This is a genomic window from Vreelandella indica, from assembly GCF_037070225.1.
GTDB lineage: Bacteria > Pseudomonadota > Gammaproteobacteria > Pseudomonadales > Halomonadaceae > Vreelandella > Vreelandella arctica.
This window is the reverse complement of record NZ_JBANSO010000027.1, coordinates 14,270-33,565: the sequence shown is the minus strand read 5'-3', so window position 1 is coordinate 33,565 and position 19,296 is coordinate 14,270. Positions and strand designations below refer to the sequence as shown.

Sequence of the window (19,296 nt, the reverse complement as noted above, 5' to 3'; positions counted from 1 at the left end):
GTAAAGGGTACATAAATCGACATGAAGGTCTGCTTAAGGACGCATGATTTTGCCAGTGGCTAAATCCCTAATCGTGCTGGGCTTGGCATTGCCGCCTAGCTCGCCTTTCACCACATAAGCCACTTCATCGCCAAAGATTGCAGTGATTTCAGCGGCACTCATGGCGGGCGGCTCTCCAGCCCGATTGGCCGAGGTCGACACCAGCGGGCCACCGAAGGCTTCGCATAAGGCTTTCATCAGCGGATGGTCGGTCACTCGTAGTGCGACTCGCTCATGGGCGCCTCGTACCAGCCCATGGCTGCGACCATAATCGGGCACTAGCCAGGTGTTGGGGCCTGGCCAGCTTGCCGCGAGAGGTGCATGCAGCGCGAGAGGAAGCTGGCTCAACCAGGGTTGGAATTGCTCGATACTGGCGGCAACGAGAATGACCCCTTTAGCCGGGTCACGCTCTTTCATACGCATCAGGTGCGCTAAGGCTTCGTCGTTTTCCGGGTCGCAGCTAAGCCCCCAAACTGCTTCTGTGGGGCAAGCAACCACTCCCCCGGCACGCAGCGCGCTAATCGCTGGGGCTAGATCAGTCGCCAAACTCATGGTCTCTCCTCACGGCTAACATGCCTTTAATGGGGTTATCCTATCATGGCCTCGGCAACCGCACCCAGCCTCCCGCCTGCTGGCTTACCCAACCGTCTAATTCAAGCATCAGCAGGCGTTGCTGGCAGTCGCTGACCGTCACGCCGGTGGTGTGCACCAAGAGATCAATCGGCGTTGGGGTGGCCGATAATGACGTTAACAATGAATCGGGTAAGCTATCGTCTGACAAGCTTTCGGCAGGCAAGCTTTCATTGGACAAGCTATCGGGAAGAGGTGCTTGCTCCGATGGCTTGTCTATCGTCGAGGGCTGGATAAACGCCTCCGCCCAGTGGCCAAGATCGGCGATGATATCGTCGACACTGCAGGCCAGATGAGCCGCCCCTTGACGCAGTAGTGCCAAACAGCCGCGGGCCTGCACGTTGTGCAGCGAACCGGGCAGCACGAACAGCTCGCGATTTTGCTCTAAGGTGAGCCGCGCGCTGACCAACGAACCGCTTTTTTCGGTAGCTTCGACCACCAGTGTTCCGAGCGAGAGACCGGTAACAATTCTATTGCGGCGCGGAAAAAACGCTGGGCGGGCCACGGTTCCAGGCGGGTGCTCTGACAACAACAGCCCACCGGGCAGACGACTGAGCTGTTCATGAAGGTCACGATGGGAGGCGGGATAGATCACATCCACACCGCAGCCGAGTACCGCCACCGTGCTTCCACCGGCGGCTAAGGTCGCACGCTGGGCAACGCCGTCTACCCCTAGCGCCATGCCACTCACCACGCACCAGCCGCGGCGGGCCAGGTCACGGGCAAACGTTTGAGCATTGTGGGTACCTTCCCCGGTCGGGCGGCGGGTGCCGACCATGGCCAGTTTGGGGCCTTCCAGCGCGCCAAGATCCCCCTGAGCCCAGAGCACTACGGGTGGGTCGGGCAACTCATTTAGTAGTGCAGGCCAAGCGGGGTGGTCACGATGCAGCAGATGCCGGTTTGGGCCGTTTTGCTGCCACGCCAGGGTCTCATCAACGACCTTTTGCAGTGGGCTACGGGCCGGGTGTTCTAACCACAGGCGCAGCTCGCTGGCCGCACGACTAGGTAATGCTGCCAACCACCCTTCTGGCCACTGCGGCTGGCGGGCTACTAATTGTGCAATACGCAGCGCGCCCATACCGGGTAATGCATTGACCGCCAGCCATGCCTGAGCGTCCATACCACCTCCTTAATCAACACGTTTGCCGCCCGCTAGTTAGCCGGTGACGCTACTTGATCACCTACTTCCAATACGCGGGACGCCTGCATCACTAATGCGTAGCTAACGTGATCATAGGGTTTAAACACCATCACAATGCCTGCCTCGGTGCTGGGTAGTCGCACCAGCTCCTGGGTCCGGGGGTCATTGATTAACTCCCCTTGCTGATTAACCCGCAGCACATGGCCCGCCTGCAAGCCATCCAGGGTGCCCAGATCCAACGCGACAATTTGGTAGCGGCCAATAAAACGCACGCCACCGGGTACGGCAATAATATGCCCTTCAACCGGGTTTAACGGTGCGCGGGGCATAAACTCACTGCTTAGCTCGCGCTCTTCCAGTGGCAAGACAATATCGTTAACGCGCACTTCCTGATGGGAGCTAATGACTTCAAGCTGGACAATATCGCCCTCACTGCTGATATGTCGGGCGACGCCTACATTGATCAGCTCCAGTCCAAGCGGTGTGCCATCCATCGCCTGATAGGGTTCCGATTGCCGGTAGATACCCACCTCACCATGGCGCGGCACCTCCCCTCGCACATAGATACGATCACCGGCACCGCTGATCAAGCGGCGATCATTACCGGCGACCACATAAGCCAGCTCCTGCAACTCAGCAGCATCATCCACGACGCGATGTTCGCGTAAAAAAGCCCGCGCCACCTCCATGGGAATCGGCGCAATCGCCTCCCGGTGAGGCAAGGTACGCACCTGCGGAGAAAGCTTCACCACATTTTGGCCACGTTCAAGCGCTAAACAGGGGGAACCCTGGCAATCATTAAGCACTAGTACATCACCTGGGTAGATCAAGTGCGGGTTAGCGATCTGGGGGTTGTGCTGCCACAACTGGGGCCACTGCCAGGGGGTGTGCAGAAAACGCCCGGCGATATCCCAAAGCGTGTCACCTGAAACCACCTGATAGCGTTCAGGCGCATCGCTACGCAGGCGCTCCCACGCGGCAGCATCGAAACTTACCAGCATCACTGCACTCAGCAGCAAACCACTTAAAGCCCCGCCATAGGCGTGTCGTTTCGCCGCCATCCTACCCTCCCCTGTGAGTGTGTCATTATGAATGTTCTATTATTGATAACACGCCCCTCGCCTTGGCCACCCATGCCCAGAAACGTTGACAGCATGATATAGTGACCCATCATAAAGTACCTAGGTGAGAAGACGCTCGTCACCACCTAGCTTGACTTAATTTAGACTCAGCATAACGGTGATTGTAACGCCATGGCCAAACTCCCTATTCTTGAATTCCCCGATGAGCGCCTGCGCACCAAGGCTGCTGCGGTGGAAACCGTCGATGATGAAGTGCGTAAACTCGTCGACGATATGCTGGAGACCATGTATGACGCCCGTGGTATCGGTCTCGCCGCGACGCAGATCGATGTCCATCGGCGTGTGGTCGTCATGGATGTCAGCGACGATAACTCCCAGCCGCTGGTGCTCATCAACCCGCGCTATACCCCGATTGGCGATGAAAAAGAGCCTTTGTCAGAAGGCTGCCTGTCGATTCCTGACTACTACGCTGAAGTGCCCCGCTATCTCAAAGTGCAGCTCAATGCGCTTGATCGCAATGGCGATGCCTATGAACTAGAGGCCGAAGGCCTGCTGGCACACTGTATTCAGCATGAGTATGACCACCTTGAAGGCGTGCTGTTTGTTGACTACCTGTCGCCGCTAAAGCGTGACCGCATCCGCAAGAAAATGCAGAAACGCCATAAGCAGATCCAGGACGCCTAAGCCCTTTTCTACCGATCTCTTTTCCTACTTACATTCCAGATACGCCAGGTAGCCCTCAACTTATGTCACGATTGCGCGTTGTTTTTGCCGGCACGCCTGAATTCGCCGCCTCAAGTCTTGCAACGCTGCTGGAAAGCCAGCATGAGGTGGTCGCGGTGTATACCCAGCCCGACCGCCCCGCTGGGCGCGGGCGCAAACTCACGCCCAGTCCAGTCAAACAGCTGGCGCTGGAGCACGGTCTGCCCGTTTATCAGCCCCAGACGCTAAAAGAGCCCGCGGCTCAGGCCGAGCTGGCCGCGCTTAATGCGGACATCATGGTCGTTGTCGCCTACGGGCTGCTGCTTCCCCAGGCCGTGTTGGATATACCGCGCTTAGGCTGCGTGAACGTGCACGCCTCGCTACTACCCCGCTGGCGCGGCGCTGCCCCCATCCAGCGGGCAATCGAAGCGGGCGATAGTGTATCGGGCGTGACCATCATGCAGATGGACGCTGGCCTGGATACCGGCGCAATGCTTTCAGAAGTACGCACACCAATTACGCCACGCACCACCGGCGGCGATTTGCACGACCGCCTCGCGATTCAAGGCGCCAATGCGTTGATCAACACGCTGGATGCCCTGGCCACCGGCACCGCTCACGCCACGCCTCAGCCGGATGAAGGCGTGACCTACGCTGCCAAACTCAGCAAAGCGGAAGCCGAACTCGATTTCACTCAGCCCGCGCAGCAACTCGCCTGCAAAATTCGCGCTTTCAACCCCTGGCCGGTGGCTTGGTGCGCACTAGGGGATGATCGTTTGCGCCTGCTAATGGCGAACGTAGAGGAAGGCGTGCAGCCACCAAGCGTCCCAGGCACGCTGCTTGAGCATGGTGACGATCATTTACGCATTGCCTGCGGCACCGAAGGACGCGAAGTATTGTGTATCACCAGCGCGCAACTGCCCGGCGGTAAAGCCATGGCCGTGCGAGAGCTACTTAATGCACGCCACGCGCGCCTTGCCACCGGCACTCGTCTTGGTGCTCATCTTGACACTCGTCTTGATAAACCAGCGGCTCAGGCCAGCGAAGGAGAAACACCATGAGCCAAAAACGCTCCCCTCAAAGCGGCGGCAGCGGCCAGGAAGTACGCGCTGCTGCAGCCCGCGCGCTGGCACCGGTACTCAGCGACCAAGGCTCACTGGCGGGGTTGGACGAGCACAGCGTGGTCGCTCGCGACCGCGGGCTGCTCAAAGAGCTCTGTTTTGGCACCTGCCGTCGCTTACCGCGTCTTGAAGCGTTAGCGGGCGTGCTGCTTAAGCAACCGTTTAAGAAGCGCGACAGCGATGTTCAGGCGCTGCTGCTGATAGGTATCTATCAACTGCTCTACATGCGCATCCCTGCACACGCAGCGGTAGGCGAAACCGCGGGCGCTGCGCGCTTACTGAACAAAGAGTGGGCCACCCGCGTGCTCAACGGCTGCCTGCGTCGCCTGCAGCGCGAATCCGAGGCGCTCCAGGCCCAGGTAGATCGGGATGAGAGCGTCGCGCTAGAGCACCCGCCGTGGCTACTCAATGCCTTGCGTCAGGCGTGGCCGGAGCAGTGGCGGGTGATTATTGAAGCCAACAACCACGCTGGCCCGATGACATTAAGGGTGAACCAGCACCACAATGATCGTGAAGCCTACCTGTCGCTGCTCACCGAGCAAGGGCTAAGTGGCCACCTGTGCCCTCACGCACCAGACGCCATCACGCTGGAAACACCCTGCGATGTGATGTCGCTGCCTGGCTTTGAAGAGGGGCATGTCAGCGTTCAGGACGAGGCCGCTCAGCTCTCGGCGGTGTTGTTAGGCCCGGTGCTCGCGCCACGGCCAGGCGCGCACGTTTTGGATGCTTGTTGCGCGCCCGGCGGCAAAACAGCCCATTTGCTCGAACAATTCGACATCAACCTAACCGCGATCGATAGCGATAATCAGCGCCTGGCACGGGTGGAAGACACTCTTAACCGACTAGGCGTAGAGGCCGTTCTTCAGCATGCCGATGCCACCGAGCGCGACTGGTGGAACGGCACACCGTTTGATGCCATTCTGCTCGATGCCCCTTGCTCGGGTACTGGGGTCATTCGACGCCACCCGGATATCAAAAAGCTGCGCCGTAAAGACGATATTCGCCCACTGGCCAAGCTTCAGCGCCAGTTGTTGGATAATTTGTGGCCAATGCTGCGCGAAGGCGGCACCCTACTCTACGCCACCTGCTCGGTACTGCCGGAAGAGAACAGTGAGCAGATCGAAGCGTTTCTTGCCCGCACGCCTGACGCTCATGTTACTACACCTAACGACGTTGCCTGGGGCATTCCCAGCGGAGCGGGGCGCCAATTGTTTCCGGCGCAGAGCAGTCACGATGGCTTTTTTTATGCCAGACTAGAGAAGCGGTCTGCCTAGGCGCTAACTGATGCCAGGGCAGTGAATTTCAGACAAGGAAGGAGACATTATGAGTCATCACACCTACAAGCATGTAGAACTGACCGGATCTTCCGAGAAAGGTATTGAAGAAGCGGTACAGAATGCATTGGCCAAAGCATCAGAAACGATTAAGCACATGCGTTGGCTAGAAGTGGTCGACACCCGTGGCCACATTGAAGATGGCCAAGTGGCTCACTGGCAGGTCACGGTCAAAGTCGGCTTTACGCTAGAATAATCCTCACCTGCTTTTCAGCGGCGGCTGGTTTACACTGGCCGCCGTCTTTATTGCAGCGCATGATAAACGCTCCTGAATGAAAGTTTACGTCTTGAACGTCAGGACTGGGTCTTAAGACTGCCTCCTGGTCTTAGCGACATCGCGCTGGCGCTTTTAATGGAACCGATGCTCAGCAATGAAAATCATCATTCTCGGCGCCGGCCAAGTCGGCGGCACCCTGGCAGAACACCTCGCTCGCGAGGAGAACGACATCACTGTCGTTGATACCGACGCCAAAAAACTGCGCGACCTACACACCAAACTCGATATCCGCACCGTGACCGGCGCGGGCTCTTACCCTATTGTGCTGCGTCAGGCAGGCTGCGAAGACGCCGATATGCTGATCGCCGTCACCAACAGCGACGAGATCAATATGATCGCCTGCCAGGTCGCCCATACGCTGTTTCGCACTCCGACCAAGATCGCCCGGGTGCGTGCTACGGCGTATTTAACCCGTAAAGGCCTTTTTGCCCACGAAGCGATTCCCATTGATGTCCTCATCAGCCCCGAGCAGGTGGTCACCGACCACGTGCGCCGCCTGATTGAACACCCCGGTGCGTTACAGGTATTGGAGTTTGCCGGTGGTCTGGTGCAGCTGGTGGCGGTAAAGGCATTCTACGGCGGCCCGCTGGTGGGTCAGGATTTAGCCTTTCTACGCCGCCATATGCCCAACGTGGATACCCGCGTGGCCGCCATCTATCGCCGTAGCCGACCGATTATCCCCCGCGGCGATACAGTCATCGAAGCCGACGATGAGGTTTTCTTCCTGGCCGCTCGCCGCGATATTCGCGCGGTGATGAGCGAGCTACGCCGGGTCGAGCGTGATTTCCGCCGCGTCGTCATTGCCGGGGGCGGTAATATCGGCGAGCGGCTGGCGGAGCATTTGGAGCATAGCCACCAGGTCAAGATCATCGAGCACAACTTGGAACGCTGCACCACGCTCTCTGAGCGGTTGGATCGCACCGTGGTGCTCCATGGCAGCGCCACCAGCAAGCGCCTGCTGGAAGAAGAGAACATCGAAGAGTGCGATATCTTCTGCGCGCTGACCAACGACGACGAAGTCAATATCATGTCGTCGTTGCTCGCCAAGCGTTTAGGCGCCAAGAAGGTGCTGACACTGATTAACAACGCCGCTTACGTAGACCTGGTGCAGGGGGGCGAGATTGATATCGCCATTTCGCCCCAACAGGCGACCATCGGCAGCCTGCTGACCCACGTGCGTCGCGGCGACATCGTCAACGTGCACTCGCTGCGACGGGGTGCCGCCGAGGCCATCGAAGCGATTGCCCACGGTGACAAGCAGTCCTCTAAAGTGGTCGGCCGTACTATCCGCGAGATCGGTCTGCCCGAGGGCACCACCATCGGCGCGATTGTGCGCGGTAAAGAGGTCATCATTGCCCACGGCGATGTGATGGTTGAGAGCGGCGACCACGTGATTCTGTTTGTGATCGACAAGCGCCGCATCCGAGACGTAGAGCGCTTATTCCAAGTCGGTCTCACGTTCTTTTGATAACCCCCGAACCACTGCCGCTGGCAGCCAATAACAGGAGCATGCGACAACCATGAGTCTGCGGGTTATTTTGCGCATTTTAGGGCTGTTGCTGATGCTATTCAGCCTGACCATGCTTCCTCCAACGCTGATTTCACTCTGGTTTCGCGACGGCGTATGGAGTGCCTTTATTAGCGGCATTGCAATTTCGGTGGTGACCGGATTGCTGCTTTACCTGCCTAACCGCCGCGCGCAAAAAGAGCTGCGTATCCGCGATGGTTTTATTATCGCCGCAATGTTCTGGACGGTGCTGGCGCTATTTGGCTCGCTGCCGCTAATGCTGTTTGGCGAAGGCTCACTGAATATTACCGATGCGGTATTTGAATCGTTCTCCGGTTTAACCACTACCGGCGCTACCGTGATTACCGGCATCGACTTTTTACCCGAATCGATTCTCTACTACCGCCAGCAGCTCCAGTGGCTGGGCGGCATGGGGATCGTCGTATTGGCCGTCGCCATTTTGCCCACTCTAGGGGTTGGTGGCATGGCACTTTATCGCACCGAAATACCGGGGCCGCTGAAAGACTCCAAGCTCACCCCACGTATTACCGAAACCGCCAAGGCACTGTGGTATATCTACGCCACGCTTACCCTCGCCTGCATGATCGCCTATATGTTGGCGGGCATGAGCTGGTTCGATGCGTTAAGTCATAGCTTTTCGACCGTCGCCAACGGCGGGTTTTCTACCTATGACGCCAGTATCGGCTATTTTGATAGCGCCACGATTGAAATGATCTGCATCGCCTTCATGCTTATTTCTGCCTTCAGCTTTAGCCTGCACTTTATCGCCTGGCGGGAAAAAAGCCTGTTGCACTACTTTCACGACCCTGAAGCACGTTTTTTGATGCTGTTTCTGCTCGCCTTGTCTGTAATCACCGTGTTGTCGCTGTTGTTAACCAATACCTATGACACACTGCGCGGGCTACGCCACGGGGTTTTCCAAGTCGTCTCGGTCGCCACCACGGCGGGTTATAGTGTCGCCGACTTCTCCATGTGGCCTGGCGCCCTACCCTTTCTGCTGTTTGTCGCGGCGTTCGTCGGTGGCTGCTCCGGTTCTACCGGTGGCGGCATGAAGGTCATTCGGATTATCTTGATCCTTAAACAGGGCATGCGCGAGATTATGCGGCTGATCCACCCCAATGCGGTGATTGCGGTCAAAGTGGGCAAAGTCAGCGTGCCCGACAGCATTGCCCAAGCGGTATGGGGGTTCTTTTCGGTTTACATGTTGCTGTTCTTTATCATGTTGGTCGGGGTGATGGCGACTGGGGTTGACCAGGTAACGGCTTGGTCCACTGTGGGGTCAGCGCTCAACAACCTAGGCCCAGCGCTGGGTGAAGCAAGTACCCACTATGGTGAGATGCCCACGCTAGCAAAATGGATTCTGGTACTCGCCATGCTGCTCGGGCGACTGGAAATTTTCACGGTTCTAGTGCTGTTTACCCCCGCTTTTTGGCGGCGTTAAGCCCTGCATATCAGACATGCACTTCAGACCCCTTATTGATCTTGAGAGCCATTAATGTCCCACGAAGAAACGTCCCATCAAGACACGCCTCACCAAAAGACTGGGCCGCAGGCGGAAATGCCGGCCGCACTCCCGGCCACCAGTGGGCCATTAACAACGTTCACTATCGGTGAAACCCGCTACACGCTGTTGGGTACGGCCCATGTGTCGGCAGAAAGTGCCGACGATGTGCGCAAACTGATAGATAGCGGCGCCTTTGATGCGGTGGCCATCGAACTCTGCGATGCTCGTCACCACAGCATGTCGAACCCAGACGCCATGGGCGAGCAGGACCTGTTTCAAGTATTCAGGGAAGGCAAAGCGGGCATGGTCGCGGCGAGCTTAGCGCTTGGCGCTTTTCAACAGCGTATTGCTGACCAATCCGGCATTCAGCCTGGGGCCGAAATGCGCGCTGCCGTTGAAGAAGCCAGTCGTCTCAAGCTGCCACTGCTGCTGGTCGACCGCGATGTAGGCGTGACGCTAAAGCGCATCTACCGCAACGTGCCCTGGTGGCAGCGCTTTTCGCTATTTTCAGGGCTTATCGGCAGCGTGCTCTCGCGTCAGGATGTCTCTAAAGAGGACATCGAAAAACTCAAAGAAGGCGACATGCTGGAAGCCACCTTCAGCGAGTTTGCCACCGAATCCGAAGCGCTCTATACGCCGCTGATTCGCGAGCGCGACCGCTACATGGCGCTACGGTTAGCCGAAGAGGCGCCGCCAGGGCGCTACCAGCACGTGCTGGTGGTGATTGGTGCAGGCCACTTAAAAGGCACCGGCGAACACTTGGAAGCACCACTGCCCGCCGACCCGAAAATAGAGCGCGAATCGTTGGAGGCCACTCCGCCGCCGTCCAAACTGTGGAAAGCTCTGCCTTGGCTGATTACCGCGTTGGTACTCACCGGCTTTGCGATTGGTTTTTCGCGCAATACTGACCTTGGCTGGCAGCTGGTACTTGAGTGGTTCTTGATTAACGGCATTCTCTCTGGTGGGGCGACCATCATTGCCCTGGCGCACCCGGTGACCGTGATTGCGACTTTCTTTGCCGCGCCGCTGACCTCGTTGAACCCAACGATTGGCGCTGGCTTTGTCGCCGCTGGGGTTGAGCTCTATATGCGCAAACCCAAAGTGCGCGATTTTTCATCGCTGCGCCACGATGTGACGCAATTAAAAGGCTGGTGGCAAAACCGCGTATCGCGCACCCTGCTGGTGTTTATTCTCGCCACACTAGGCTCTGCGGTGGGCACCTGGGTAGCCGGGTTCAGAATCGCCGGCGCCCTGTTTGGCAACGCGTAAAACGCCCTCACAGCGCTCATTCCTCTATGGGCGCTGCTTCTTGTTTGGCTAACAGGCGCCGCATCGCCGCGGTCGGCGAGTCGATTTTGTGATGCAGTCGGCTCGCCGCGTAGCTATCGTTAAACACCTCAAAGTAATCATCCAGCACATCCGCAGCGACCGTATCTCCGCCCTGACGCAGCAGCTCAATCGCCACTTCCGCAGTACAAAGGTGCGATTTTGACGCCGGTTTGCGCAGCCGATAACGCGTCTCCCGCTCGGTTCTCAATGGCAGCACAGGCAATGCATCCAGATAGGCGCTTTTACGGAACATGCGCCGCGCCTGACGCCAGGTGCCATCCAGAATGATAAATACCGGAATGCGCGTCTGCGCTTTCGCCGCATGCACCGCTTCGATACCCACCACCCGATCCGCGTAGTCGGGCTGGTCATCGGGAAAAATCACAAAGGGAGCATAGCGAGGGTCTTTCAACAGCGCTGACAGCTGTGCATCCGGCGCCGTACGGTACCAGGTAAAGATTCGCGTCTCGCTAAGCACATCACCAATCAAGCGACCGGTATTCGTCGGTTTGTAGTGCTCGATCGAATGCGTTAACAGCCATACCTGAGCGACGCTTTCCGCCTTCACTTGATAGGGGCACAAACAATTAAGCACCGGTAAATTGCACCCTTCACAGCGCGTGACAAAACTGCCGCGCGCTTTGAATTCACGCCTGGGCGGGCGCGGATGCTCATTGCTGGGACTGTTAACACAGCCCTTATCAACACAGTCCTTATCAATAGAGCCCTTATCAGCAGAGCTTTTAAAAGCAGACATCCGCGCTCCAAAGAGTGGGGGAAACTAAGAGTGAAAAAGGGCGCAGAGTTTGACATCCTCCCCTCCCTCAGCTTGCGCTGCCGCCTTGCGGCGGAAAGGAAGGGGATTCCCTGGTTGTCACCTCCCAGGTTCCTGCTTCGTTGTTCGCCGCCTTCAATGCCTTGGCATTGCCGGTCTTACACAAACTCCACAGGCGTAGATTCCCGAGTGCCCCTCGGTATTTACTTCAACTGTCGGCACCGGCTAACAGCGCGGTGCCTGCTTGTAGGATATTGCGGGCGGCATTGAGGTCACGGTCAATGCCCTGGGTGCCGCAGTCTGGGCAGTCCCAGGTGCGGACATTCAGCGGCAGAGAGGCCATCACATACCCGCAGCCATGGCAGCGCTTGCTGCTAGGATACCAGCGATCAATTTGGACGAACTGCCGTCCCGCCCAAGCCGATTTGTACTCAAGCTGGCGCACCAGCTCACCCCAGCCGACATCGCTAATGGCATTGGATAGATACCGGTTTTTGACCATAGTCTTAACCTGCAAACTCTCCGCCGCGATCACTTGGTTCTCGTTAACAATCTGGCGGGTGAGCTTGTGCAGGTGGTCAAGCCGGGTATCGGCAATTTTAGCGTGGCATTGGGCGACCTTTAGCCGCGCCTTGGCGCGGTTATTCGAGCCTTTTTGCTTGCGGCTTAACTGCTGCTGCGATCGCGCCAGTTTTCGGGCATAGCGTGCCGTATGCCGCGGGTTATTAACCCGCATTCCGTCGCTGGTCACGAACAGTTCTTTCAACCCAAGATCAATGCCCACCATCTTCGGCGTGATCGGCAGGGCATCGGCCTCCACTTTGCACAGACAGCTAATGAAGTAGCGTCCGGCGGCGTCTTTGGATACCGTAACGGTGCTAGGGGCAGAAGGTAGATCGCAGCTCCAGCGAATGTTCAGTGGTTTGCTGCACTTGGCCAGCGTGATCTGTCCGTCACGGTACGAAAATGCCGAACTAGCAAAGGTGGCCGATTGGCGATGCTTTTTGGATTTAAAGCTCGGATAGCGAGCCCGCTTGGCAAAGAAGTGTTTGAACGCTGATTGCTGATGTCGCAGGCATTGTTGCAGCGGCACCGAACTGACTTCGGCTAGGAACACGGTGTCAGGCTGCTTTTTCAACTGCGTTAGAAACGCGCTGGCGTCGTTGTAGCCGATCTTTTCCTGACGCTGATAGAACGCATCGGTGCGATAGCGAAGCACCGCGTTCCAGACAAACCGCACGCACCCAAACGTCCGTGCCAGCAAGGTTGCCTGCTCGGGCGTGGGGTAAAAGCGGTATTTGAAAGCACGTTCGGTTACCATATTTTACAATTTATACTTTTTTATGTAAGAGCGCAAGACGCAAAGCGTCCTAGCGGACGCCGCGCTATCCATCATCGCACTAAAAGTACGAGGTTTTCCGCTCTGACTGATAAGGCTCCTGTAAATACAGCAGCACTGAAGGTAGGAACCGCGCGCCAATAGCGCCCTGTAACTTACCAAACCTAAGCACAAACTGATTCAAACTTTGAATCTCCGCATCACTTAGTAACGCAAGTCGTTCACCGGTTAGTGGCAGCGATGTTTCCAAAGACGACAACGCATAGTCAATGAAATGGCGATGGCGCTGACACTCACGCCAATCGTCAAGTAAACGATGCTGAGGAATATCTTGATTCATAACGGTATACCCGACTGTTCGGCGATGCTGGATATAGGGGGAAATGATCTCGGCCTGGATAGTCGATCAGCATATCGATATTTTGCTCACCAAGCGCTTTCTGAAGCTGCACTTGGCAACGCATCTCGGCTCGCACAATATCGTTAACATCCTGCATCTCGTTGGTGATGAGTAGATCGATATCACCGCCTCTACGGGCGTCATCTGTACGGGAGCCAAACAGTTTGACTCCCGCCTGAGGGCCGAAACAGTTTTTACTGACTGGACGATCATTTGGCGCTGATAGTTACTCAAGCGCATGTCACTCTCCTCGCCGCTGCTTCAAAAGCTATTTTTACAAAGGCTAGCATTTATCCACACAACACCTGTAAACCTAAAAAACTCTCAACATTGACACCCAAAGCGCAACGCCGCTAAAGTCTCGTCAACTAATACAGATAATAAGGTTTACAGATGACCGTACCTCACGAACAGTTCCTTAATGAACAACGCCACGACTGGACGCTAGAAGAGATCAACGCGCTTTTCGCGCTGCCGTTCAATGATCTGCTGTTTCAAGCCCAGCAGGTTCACCGTGCCCACTTCGATGCTAACGCCGTGCAGGTCTCTACCCTGCTATCGATCAAGACCGGCGCCTGCCCGGAGGATTGCAAATACTGTCCGCAGTCCGGCCACTACAACACCCAGCTGGAAAAAGAGAAGCTGCTGGAAATTGAGAAGGTCGTCGAACAAGCCAAGGCAGCGAAAGAAGCCGGTGCCAGCCGGTTTTGCATGGGCGCCGCCTGGCGCAGCCCGCGGGATAAGGATCTACTGCTGGTCGAAGAGATGGTTCGTCAGGTGAAAGCCGTGGGCCTGGAGACCTGCATGACGCTGGGGATGGTCGACGGCGAACAGGCCAGCCGACTGGCCACGGCGGGGCTCGATTACTACAACCACAACCTGGATACCTCACCGGAGTTCTACGGCGAAATCATCACCACCCGCACCTACAGCGACCGGCTGGAAACGCTCTCCAACGTGCGTGATGCAGGCATGAAAGTGTGCTCCGGCGGCATTCTCGGCATGGGCGAAGATGCCAAAGATCGTAGCGCCCTGCTGCAACAGCTGGCCAAGCTCTCCCCGCACCCCGAATCCGTGCCGATCAATATGCTGGTGAAAGTGCCCGGCACACCGCTGGAAAACGTCGAGGATCTAGACCCCATTGAGTTCATCCGCGCCATTGCGGTCGCCCGCATTATGATGCCGCAAAGCCATGTGCGGCTCTCTGCTGGCCGCGAGCAGATGAACGAATCGACTCAGGCGCTGGCATTTTTGGCAGGCGCCAACTCGATCTTCTACGGCGACAAACTGCTGACCACCGGCAACCCCCAAGTAGATCGTGACCGTGCGCTGTTTGCCAAGCTGGGCCTGCACCCTGAGAAGCGCGAGACCTGCGAAAGCGAAGATATCCAAGCGGCACGCCTTGCCCAACAGGCACAGCAGCAGGTGCACGCCGAACGCGTTGCCGAGCTGGCGGTAGACGCCAGTGTCTGAAGCGTGGCAACAGCGTCTGGCCGACGCCCGCGCTGATCGTCAACAGACGGAGCGTTGGAGAACTCGGCAGGTAGCCAAAAGCAATACCCTCGACTTTGCCGGTAACGACTACCTAGGCCTCGCTCAAGACCCGCGCGTTAGCGAGGCCCAGGCAGCGGGCGCTCGCCGTTACGGGGCAGGTGCAGGCGCTTCGCATTTGGTCAGCGGTCATCTGGAGGTTCACGACGCCTTGGAAGAAGCGTTAGCGCGCTGGACAGGCCGCGAACGTGCGCTGCTGTTTTCTACCGGCTATATGGCCAATCTAGGCGTGCTGCAGGCGTTGGCAGATCGCCATACCGCTATTTTCCAAGACCGACTCAACCACGCGTCGCTAATCGATGGCGCCGTATTAAGCGGTGCCCGCTCGCGTCGCTTTCATCACCGCGATGCTATTGATCTGGAAAGCCTGCTGGCGCGCAGTGAGTGCGCGCATAAGCTAGTGGTCAGCGATGGCGTTTTCAGTATGGATGGCGATATCGCCGACATTGCCACGCTGGTCGAAGTCAGTCGGCAGCACAACGCCTGGCTGATGATCGATGATGCCCACGGCGTAGGGGTGCTAGGCGACAATGGCAGCGGTTGCGTGGGCAGCACCTGGAACAGCACCGAAGTACCGATTTTGGTTGGCACCCTGGGTAAAGCATTAGGCACCGCTGGGGCTTTTGTAGCCGGGGATGCCGAGCTAATCGAGCACTTGATTCAGTTTTCACGTAGCTATATCTATACCACCGCCCAGCCTCCGGCCATCGCCGCCGCGACGTTAAAAGCGCTGGAGATCGTTCAGGGTGAACCGGAACGCCGTGACCAGCTAAACGCCAATATCGCTTACTTTCGCCATGAGGCGCTGCAACTGGGGCTACCGCTCAGCGAGTCGGCCACCCCCATTCAACCGCTGATCCTGGGCGATGAAACGCGCACCTTAAGCTGGGCGTTACAGCTACAGCAAAAGAGCATACAGGTGGGGGCGATTAGACCGCCAACGGTGCCCAAGGGTGAATCCCGTCTGCGTGTGACTTTAAGCGCTCGCCATCAGCACGACGACATTGATCAACTGTTAGCCGCGCTCCACCACTGCCAGCACCAAGAGGCGTTATGCAGCCCCTTCGTTTAATTCTGCTCTCCGGCTGGGGAATCGACCAGCGTATTTGGCAGCCGCTCGAGGCGCACTGGCCAAGCGACCTAGCTGCAGCTGCCCAGGCAGTAGAGTGGCCCGGCTACGGCGATACGCCTCCCCTTGCGGCCAACGCGACGATACAAGAGCTGGCAGACGCGATGGACGAGTCGTTAGCCAGCGATGCGGTCTGGGTCGGCTGGTCATTGGGTGGGCTACTGGCGACGGCGCTACTGGCATATCTCCCCCCACCTCGGGGCCTGATTCTGCTCGGTGCGGGGGATGCATTCTGTGTCAGAGACGAGGTCAGCGCCAAAGGTGGCGTCACTAGTGCCGAGCTGAGTGCCTTTCAGCGCGCCTTTCAACGCGCTCCCACCGCGACGTGGCAACACTTTTTGCGCTGGCAAACCCAAGGGGAGCCCAGCCCTCGGCAGGCTTACCGGCAACTGCATGATTTGCTGGGTGATACGCCCCCCGCCGACAGCACCACCCTGGCTACCGGACTGCACTGGCTGGCGTCGATTGATAATCGTCCACGCTTAGCGGCGCCCCCTTGCCCGGTTGTACGCCTTATCGGGGAGCATGATCCATTAATCAGCCCCGCCCAGCGCCGCATCGGCGAACCCTTAAGTAATGTCGGCCACTGCCCGATGCTCTCGCAGCCCCAGGTGCTCGCCGCCGAGATTGTCCGTCATGCTAATCAGATGACTAACGTCAGCACGGCGGCTTTATGAACGATCTAACGCTGAAGACTGAGGCAAACTGGCAGGCACGGGTCGCCCACGCTTTCTCACGAGCTGCTCCCCGCTACGATACGCTAGCCACTGCACAACGCCATATAGGTGAGATGCTTTGGGGGACGTTACCTCCACACGCTTATAACGTGTTGGATATGGGGTGCGGCACCGGTGTCTGGACACAGCGGTTGGCTGAACGTTACCCGAATGCTCGTATAACGGGGTTAGATCTAGCCCCTGGCATGCTGGGACAGGCCCGCCAACGCTATGGTGAAAGCATCCACTGGCAACCGGGTGACGCTGCTGCCCAGCCATTTGATAAACGTTCATTCGATCTGGTGTTTTCCAACTTGGCGGTGCAATGGTGCCCCGACATTGGCGCGGTGATGGAGGAGCTTTACCGGGTACTCACGCCCGGTGGGCAGGCGCATATCACCACGCTGCTGCCCGGCACCCTGGAGGAGATAGCCTTTGCCTGGCAGCGTCCGGAGGCGCTGCTGCAAACACCTGATCGCGCCAGCGTCGAGAGTGCCATTCTTGATCACGGCTTAACCATCACCCGGCAGACGACCACCGTGGAACGATTTTATTACCCTGATTTAAAGGCGGTGATGGCGTCGATCAAAGGTGTCGGCGCCCAGATTGCCCGGCCACAAGCCAGCCTTAGCCGAAATGACATCGCCGCCGCACAAGCGCGCTTTGAACAACGCCGCCAGCCGGAAGGCTTACCCGTGAGCTACCACTGCTTAACGCTGCAATTGGAAAAATCGCTATGAACATCTGGTTTGTGACGGGCACCGATACCGATGCGGGTAAAACCTTGGTGACCAGCGGATTGCTATATACCGCCCACCAACAGCAGTTGAGCACGCTGGGCTTGAAACCCATCGCCTCGGGCAGCCAAGCCACGCCTAAAGGCCTGCGAAATAGTGATGCCCTCGCTCTTCAGCACCAAAGCGTGCCGCCGGTCGACTACGCCACGGTGAACCCCATCACCTTTGCCCCCGCCATTGCGCCTCATCTTGCCGCATTAGAGGCGGGTCAGCCGCTTGAGGTTAGCGCCATCGTTAGCTTGTTGCGCGAAACGCTTAGCCAAACACCTAGAGACGTCACTCTGATTGAAGGCGCCGGTGGCTGGCGCGTACCGTTAAACGAGCAGGAAGATTTTGCCGATCTGGCGATGGCGCTTGAGCTGCCGGTGATTCTAGTGGTTGGCCTAAAGCTGGGCTGCTTGAATCATGCCCGCTTAACGGCGGAAGCTATTCGCGCCGACGGCTTGGTAGTAGCAGGCTGGGCAGGCAGCGTAGTTGACCCCGCTTTTGCGGCTAATACAGCCCGTTTTGAGGCCAATATCGCTCATTTAAACGCCAAACTCGCGGCCCCCTGTTTAGGCATCGTTCCTCATCTAGATGACCCCGACGCCGCAACTGCCGCCCCCTACCTCTCCCTGGAGCCGTTATGAACACGCCGGTTTGGCATCCTTATGCCCACTTAAAAACCCAAACGCCCGCGCCCAAGGTGGTGGGCGGTGACGGTACTCACTTTGTGCTCGAAAGCGGCGAGCGTCTGCTGGATGCTACCTGCTCCTGGTGGTGCATGATTCACGGCTATGGCCACCCGCGCCTTGTATCGGCCATCCGCGAACAGGCAGGTGAGCTTTGCCATGTGATGCTCGGCGGCTTAACCCACGACCCCGCCGATCAATTAGCGCGTGAGCTGGTGCGCATTACCCCCGCCGGGCTGAACCATGTGTTCTACTCGGATAGCGGTTCGGTGGGCATGGAAGTGGCGATGAAAATGGCCCTCCAGTATCAGGTACTCACCGGCAACCCCGGCAAGCAAAAGATGCTCTCGTTGATGAAGGCCTACCACGGCGACACCACCGGCTGCATGGCGGTATGCGACCCGGAGGAAGGCATGCATAGCCTGTTCGCCAGCCTACTGCCACAACACCATTTCGCCCCGGCGCCCACGGCCCCTTTTGATGCCACCGCTGAACAGGTCGAGCACGACCTTAGCGCCCTGCGTCGCGTACTTGAGCGCCACCATGATGAAATCGCCGCCCTATTGATGGAACCGCTTTTACAAGCAGCAGGCGGGCTCAACATGACCTCGCCGGACTATGTCACTGGCGCCAGGGAACTGTGCGATGAGTTTGGGGTGCTGCTAATTTTTGATGAAGTCGCCACCGGCTTTGGCCGCACCGGCAAACTGTTTGCCGCCGACCACGCGGGCATCACGCCGGATATCATGGTGCTCTCCAAAGGCTTGACCGGCGGCTATTTGGGTCACGCCGCTACGCTCGCCACGGATCGTGTCCATGACGCCTTTATCGGCGACACTCCCCAGCACGCTTTTATGCACGGGCCTACCTTTATGGGCAACCCGCTGGCCTGCCGCGTGGCGTTGGAGAGTCTGCGCGTCTTCGAGGAAGAGAATTACCTGGACAAGATTGCCAAGCTCAGTCAGCAACTGCAGCGTGAACTACTCGAAGATCAGGCACTGAATGCACATCCGGCCGTGGCTGACGTTCGCGTGCTCGGCGCCACCGCAGTGATCGAAGCGCACTCCGCTGAAGCGTTAAAGGGCGTAGGTGACTTCGCCCGCGAGCGCGGCGTATGGCTGCGTCCCATTGGTCGCTGGCTCTATACCATGCCCGCCTACATTACTTCTGAAGCGGAAATCTCCCAGATTACCGATGTAATGAAGGCGTGGTTTAGCCGCAGCTAAAGCGA

Annotated in this window: 20 protein-coding genes; 14 read left to right on the top strand and 6 right to left on the bottom strand. The window is 57.8% G+C overall.

Annotated elements, in window-relative coordinates:
- Positions 1 to 33 precede the first annotated feature (33 nt).
- The 3 genes from tsaC to V8L71_RS16715 are packed head-to-tail and all read right to left on the bottom strand — an operon-like array spanning position 34 to position 2,871.
- Complete coding sequence (gene tsaC, locus V8L71_RS16725; protein WP_336274847.1) at positions 34 to 591, bottom strand: L-threonylcarbamoyladenylate synthase type 1 TsaC; 558 nt, start codon at positions 589 to 591, stop codon at positions 34 to 36.
- A 43-nt stretch (positions 592 to 634) separates the two neighbouring features.
- Positions 635 to 1,789 (bottom strand): DNA-processing protein DprA, encoded by a 1,155-nt coding sequence (gene dprA / locus V8L71_RS16720; RefSeq protein ID WP_336274846.1) that lies wholly within the window; start codon positions 1,787 to 1,789, stop codon positions 635 to 637.
- A gap of 32 nt (positions 1,790 to 1,821) precedes the next feature.
- Positions 1,822 to 2,871, bottom strand: coding sequence for a LysM peptidoglycan-binding domain-containing protein (locus tag V8L71_RS16715; protein WP_336268947.1), 1,050 nt, complete (start codon positions 2,869 to 2,871; stop codon positions 1,822 to 1,824).
- Positions 2,872 to 3,063: 192 nt separating this feature from the next.
- On the opposite strand from V8L71_RS16715, the gene def reads away from it, so the two are divergent.
- The 7 genes from def (at position 3,064) to V8L71_RS16680 (ending at position 10,627) form a co-directional block, all read left to right on the top strand.
- Positions 3,064 to 3,576, top strand: a complete 513-nt coding sequence (gene def / locus V8L71_RS16710; protein WP_176302615.1) for a peptide deformylase — start codon at positions 3,064 to 3,066, stop codon at positions 3,574 to 3,576.
- Between the two features lie 62 nt (positions 3,577 to 3,638).
- Complete coding sequence (fmt, locus tag V8L71_RS16705) at positions 3,639 to 4,655, top strand: methionyl-tRNA formyltransferase (RefSeq protein ID WP_336274845.1); 1,017 nt, start codon at positions 3,639 to 3,641, stop codon at positions 4,653 to 4,655.
- Positions 4,652 to 5,989 (top strand): 16S rRNA (cytosine(967)-C(5))-methyltransferase RsmB, encoded by a 1,338-nt coding sequence (gene rsmB / locus V8L71_RS16700; protein ID WP_336268945.1) that lies wholly within the window; start codon positions 4,652 to 4,654, stop codon positions 5,987 to 5,989. Before fmt ends, rsmB begins: the two co-directional genes overlap by 4 nt.
- A gap of 49 nt (positions 5,990 to 6,038) precedes the next feature.
- On the top strand, positions 6,039 to 6,245 hold the full coding sequence (locus tag V8L71_RS16695; RefSeq protein ID WP_008959783.1) for a dodecin: 207 nt from the start codon (positions 6,039 to 6,041) through the stop codon (positions 6,243 to 6,245).
- Between the two features lie 175 nt (positions 6,246 to 6,420).
- Positions 6,421 to 7,794 (top strand): Trk system potassium transporter TrkA, encoded by a 1,374-nt coding sequence (gene trkA / locus V8L71_RS16690; protein WP_008959784.1) that lies wholly within the window; start codon positions 6,421 to 6,423, stop codon positions 7,792 to 7,794.
- 52 nt (positions 7,795 to 7,846) lie between these two features.
- Entirely contained in the window at positions 7,847 to 9,295 is a 1,449-nt protein-coding gene (locus tag V8L71_RS16685; RefSeq protein ID WP_101147329.1) for a TrkH family potassium uptake protein, read from the top strand.
- A gap of 54 nt (positions 9,296 to 9,349) precedes the next feature.
- A complete protein-coding gene (locus V8L71_RS16680; protein ID WP_431313187.1) occupies positions 9,350 to 10,627 on the top strand; it encodes a TraB/GumN family protein in 1,278 nt (425 codons plus the stop codon).
- A 16-nt stretch (positions 10,628 to 10,643) separates the two neighbouring features.
- Here V8L71_RS16680 and V8L71_RS16675 read toward each other — a convergent pair whose 3' ends face one another.
- From V8L71_RS16675 to V8L71_RS16665, 3 genes are all read right to left on the bottom strand, one after another.
- Positions 10,644 to 11,444: a tRNA-uridine aminocarboxypropyltransferase gene (locus tag V8L71_RS16675; protein WP_336274844.1), complete on the bottom strand. Its 801-nt coding sequence runs from the start codon at positions 11,442 to 11,444 to the stop codon at positions 10,644 to 10,646.
- 226 nt (positions 11,445 to 11,670) lie between these two features.
- Positions 11,671 to 12,783, bottom strand: coding sequence for an RNA-guided endonuclease InsQ/TnpB family protein (locus V8L71_RS16670; protein WP_336274843.1), 1,113 nt, complete (start codon positions 12,781 to 12,783; stop codon positions 11,671 to 11,673).
- 79 nt (positions 12,784 to 12,862) lie between these two features.
- Entirely contained in the window at positions 12,863 to 13,141 is a 279-nt protein-coding gene (locus V8L71_RS16665; protein WP_336274842.1) for a hypothetical protein, read from the bottom strand.
- 43 nt (positions 13,142 to 13,184) lie between these two features.
- Here V8L71_RS16665 and V8L71_RS16660 point away from each other — a divergent pair, with 43 nt between their 5' ends.
- From V8L71_RS16660 to bioA, 7 genes are all read left to right on the top strand, one after another.
- Positions 13,185 to 13,316: a hypothetical protein gene (locus V8L71_RS16660; protein ID WP_336274841.1), complete on the top strand. Its 132-nt coding sequence runs from the start codon at positions 13,185 to 13,187 to the stop codon at positions 13,314 to 13,316.
- Positions 13,317 to 13,594: 278 nt separating this feature from the next.
- Positions 13,595 to 14,674 (top strand): biotin synthase BioB, encoded by a 1,080-nt coding sequence (gene bioB / locus V8L71_RS16655; protein WP_336274840.1) that lies wholly within the window; start codon positions 13,595 to 13,597, stop codon positions 14,672 to 14,674.
- A complete protein-coding gene (bioF, locus tag V8L71_RS16650; protein WP_336274839.1) occupies positions 14,667 to 15,824 on the top strand; it encodes an 8-amino-7-oxononanoate synthase in 1,158 nt (385 codons plus the stop codon). The genes bioB and bioF overlap by 8 nt, the downstream gene beginning before the upstream one ends.
- Positions 15,806 to 16,558 (top strand): alpha/beta fold hydrolase, encoded by a 753-nt coding sequence (locus tag V8L71_RS16645; RefSeq protein ID WP_336274838.1) that lies wholly within the window; start codon positions 15,806 to 15,808, stop codon positions 16,556 to 16,558. The genes bioF and V8L71_RS16645 overlap by 19 nt, the downstream gene beginning before the upstream one ends.
- Positions 16,555 to 17,337 (top strand): methyltransferase domain-containing protein, encoded by a 783-nt coding sequence (locus tag V8L71_RS16640; protein WP_336274837.1) that lies wholly within the window; start codon positions 16,555 to 16,557, stop codon positions 17,335 to 17,337. Before V8L71_RS16645 ends, V8L71_RS16640 begins: the two co-directional genes overlap by 4 nt.
- On the top strand, positions 17,334 to 18,023 hold the full coding sequence (bioD, locus tag V8L71_RS16635) for a dethiobiotin synthase (RefSeq protein ID WP_336274836.1): 690 nt from the start codon (positions 17,334 to 17,336) through the stop codon (positions 18,021 to 18,023). Before V8L71_RS16640 ends, bioD begins: the two co-directional genes overlap by 4 nt.
- Complete coding sequence (gene bioA, locus V8L71_RS16630) at positions 18,020 to 19,291, top strand: adenosylmethionine--8-amino-7-oxononanoate transaminase (RefSeq protein ID WP_336274835.1); 1,272 nt, start codon at positions 18,020 to 18,022, stop codon at positions 19,289 to 19,291. Before bioD ends, bioA begins: the two co-directional genes overlap by 4 nt.
- The last annotated feature ends 5 nt before the right edge of the window (positions 19,292 to 19,296 follow it).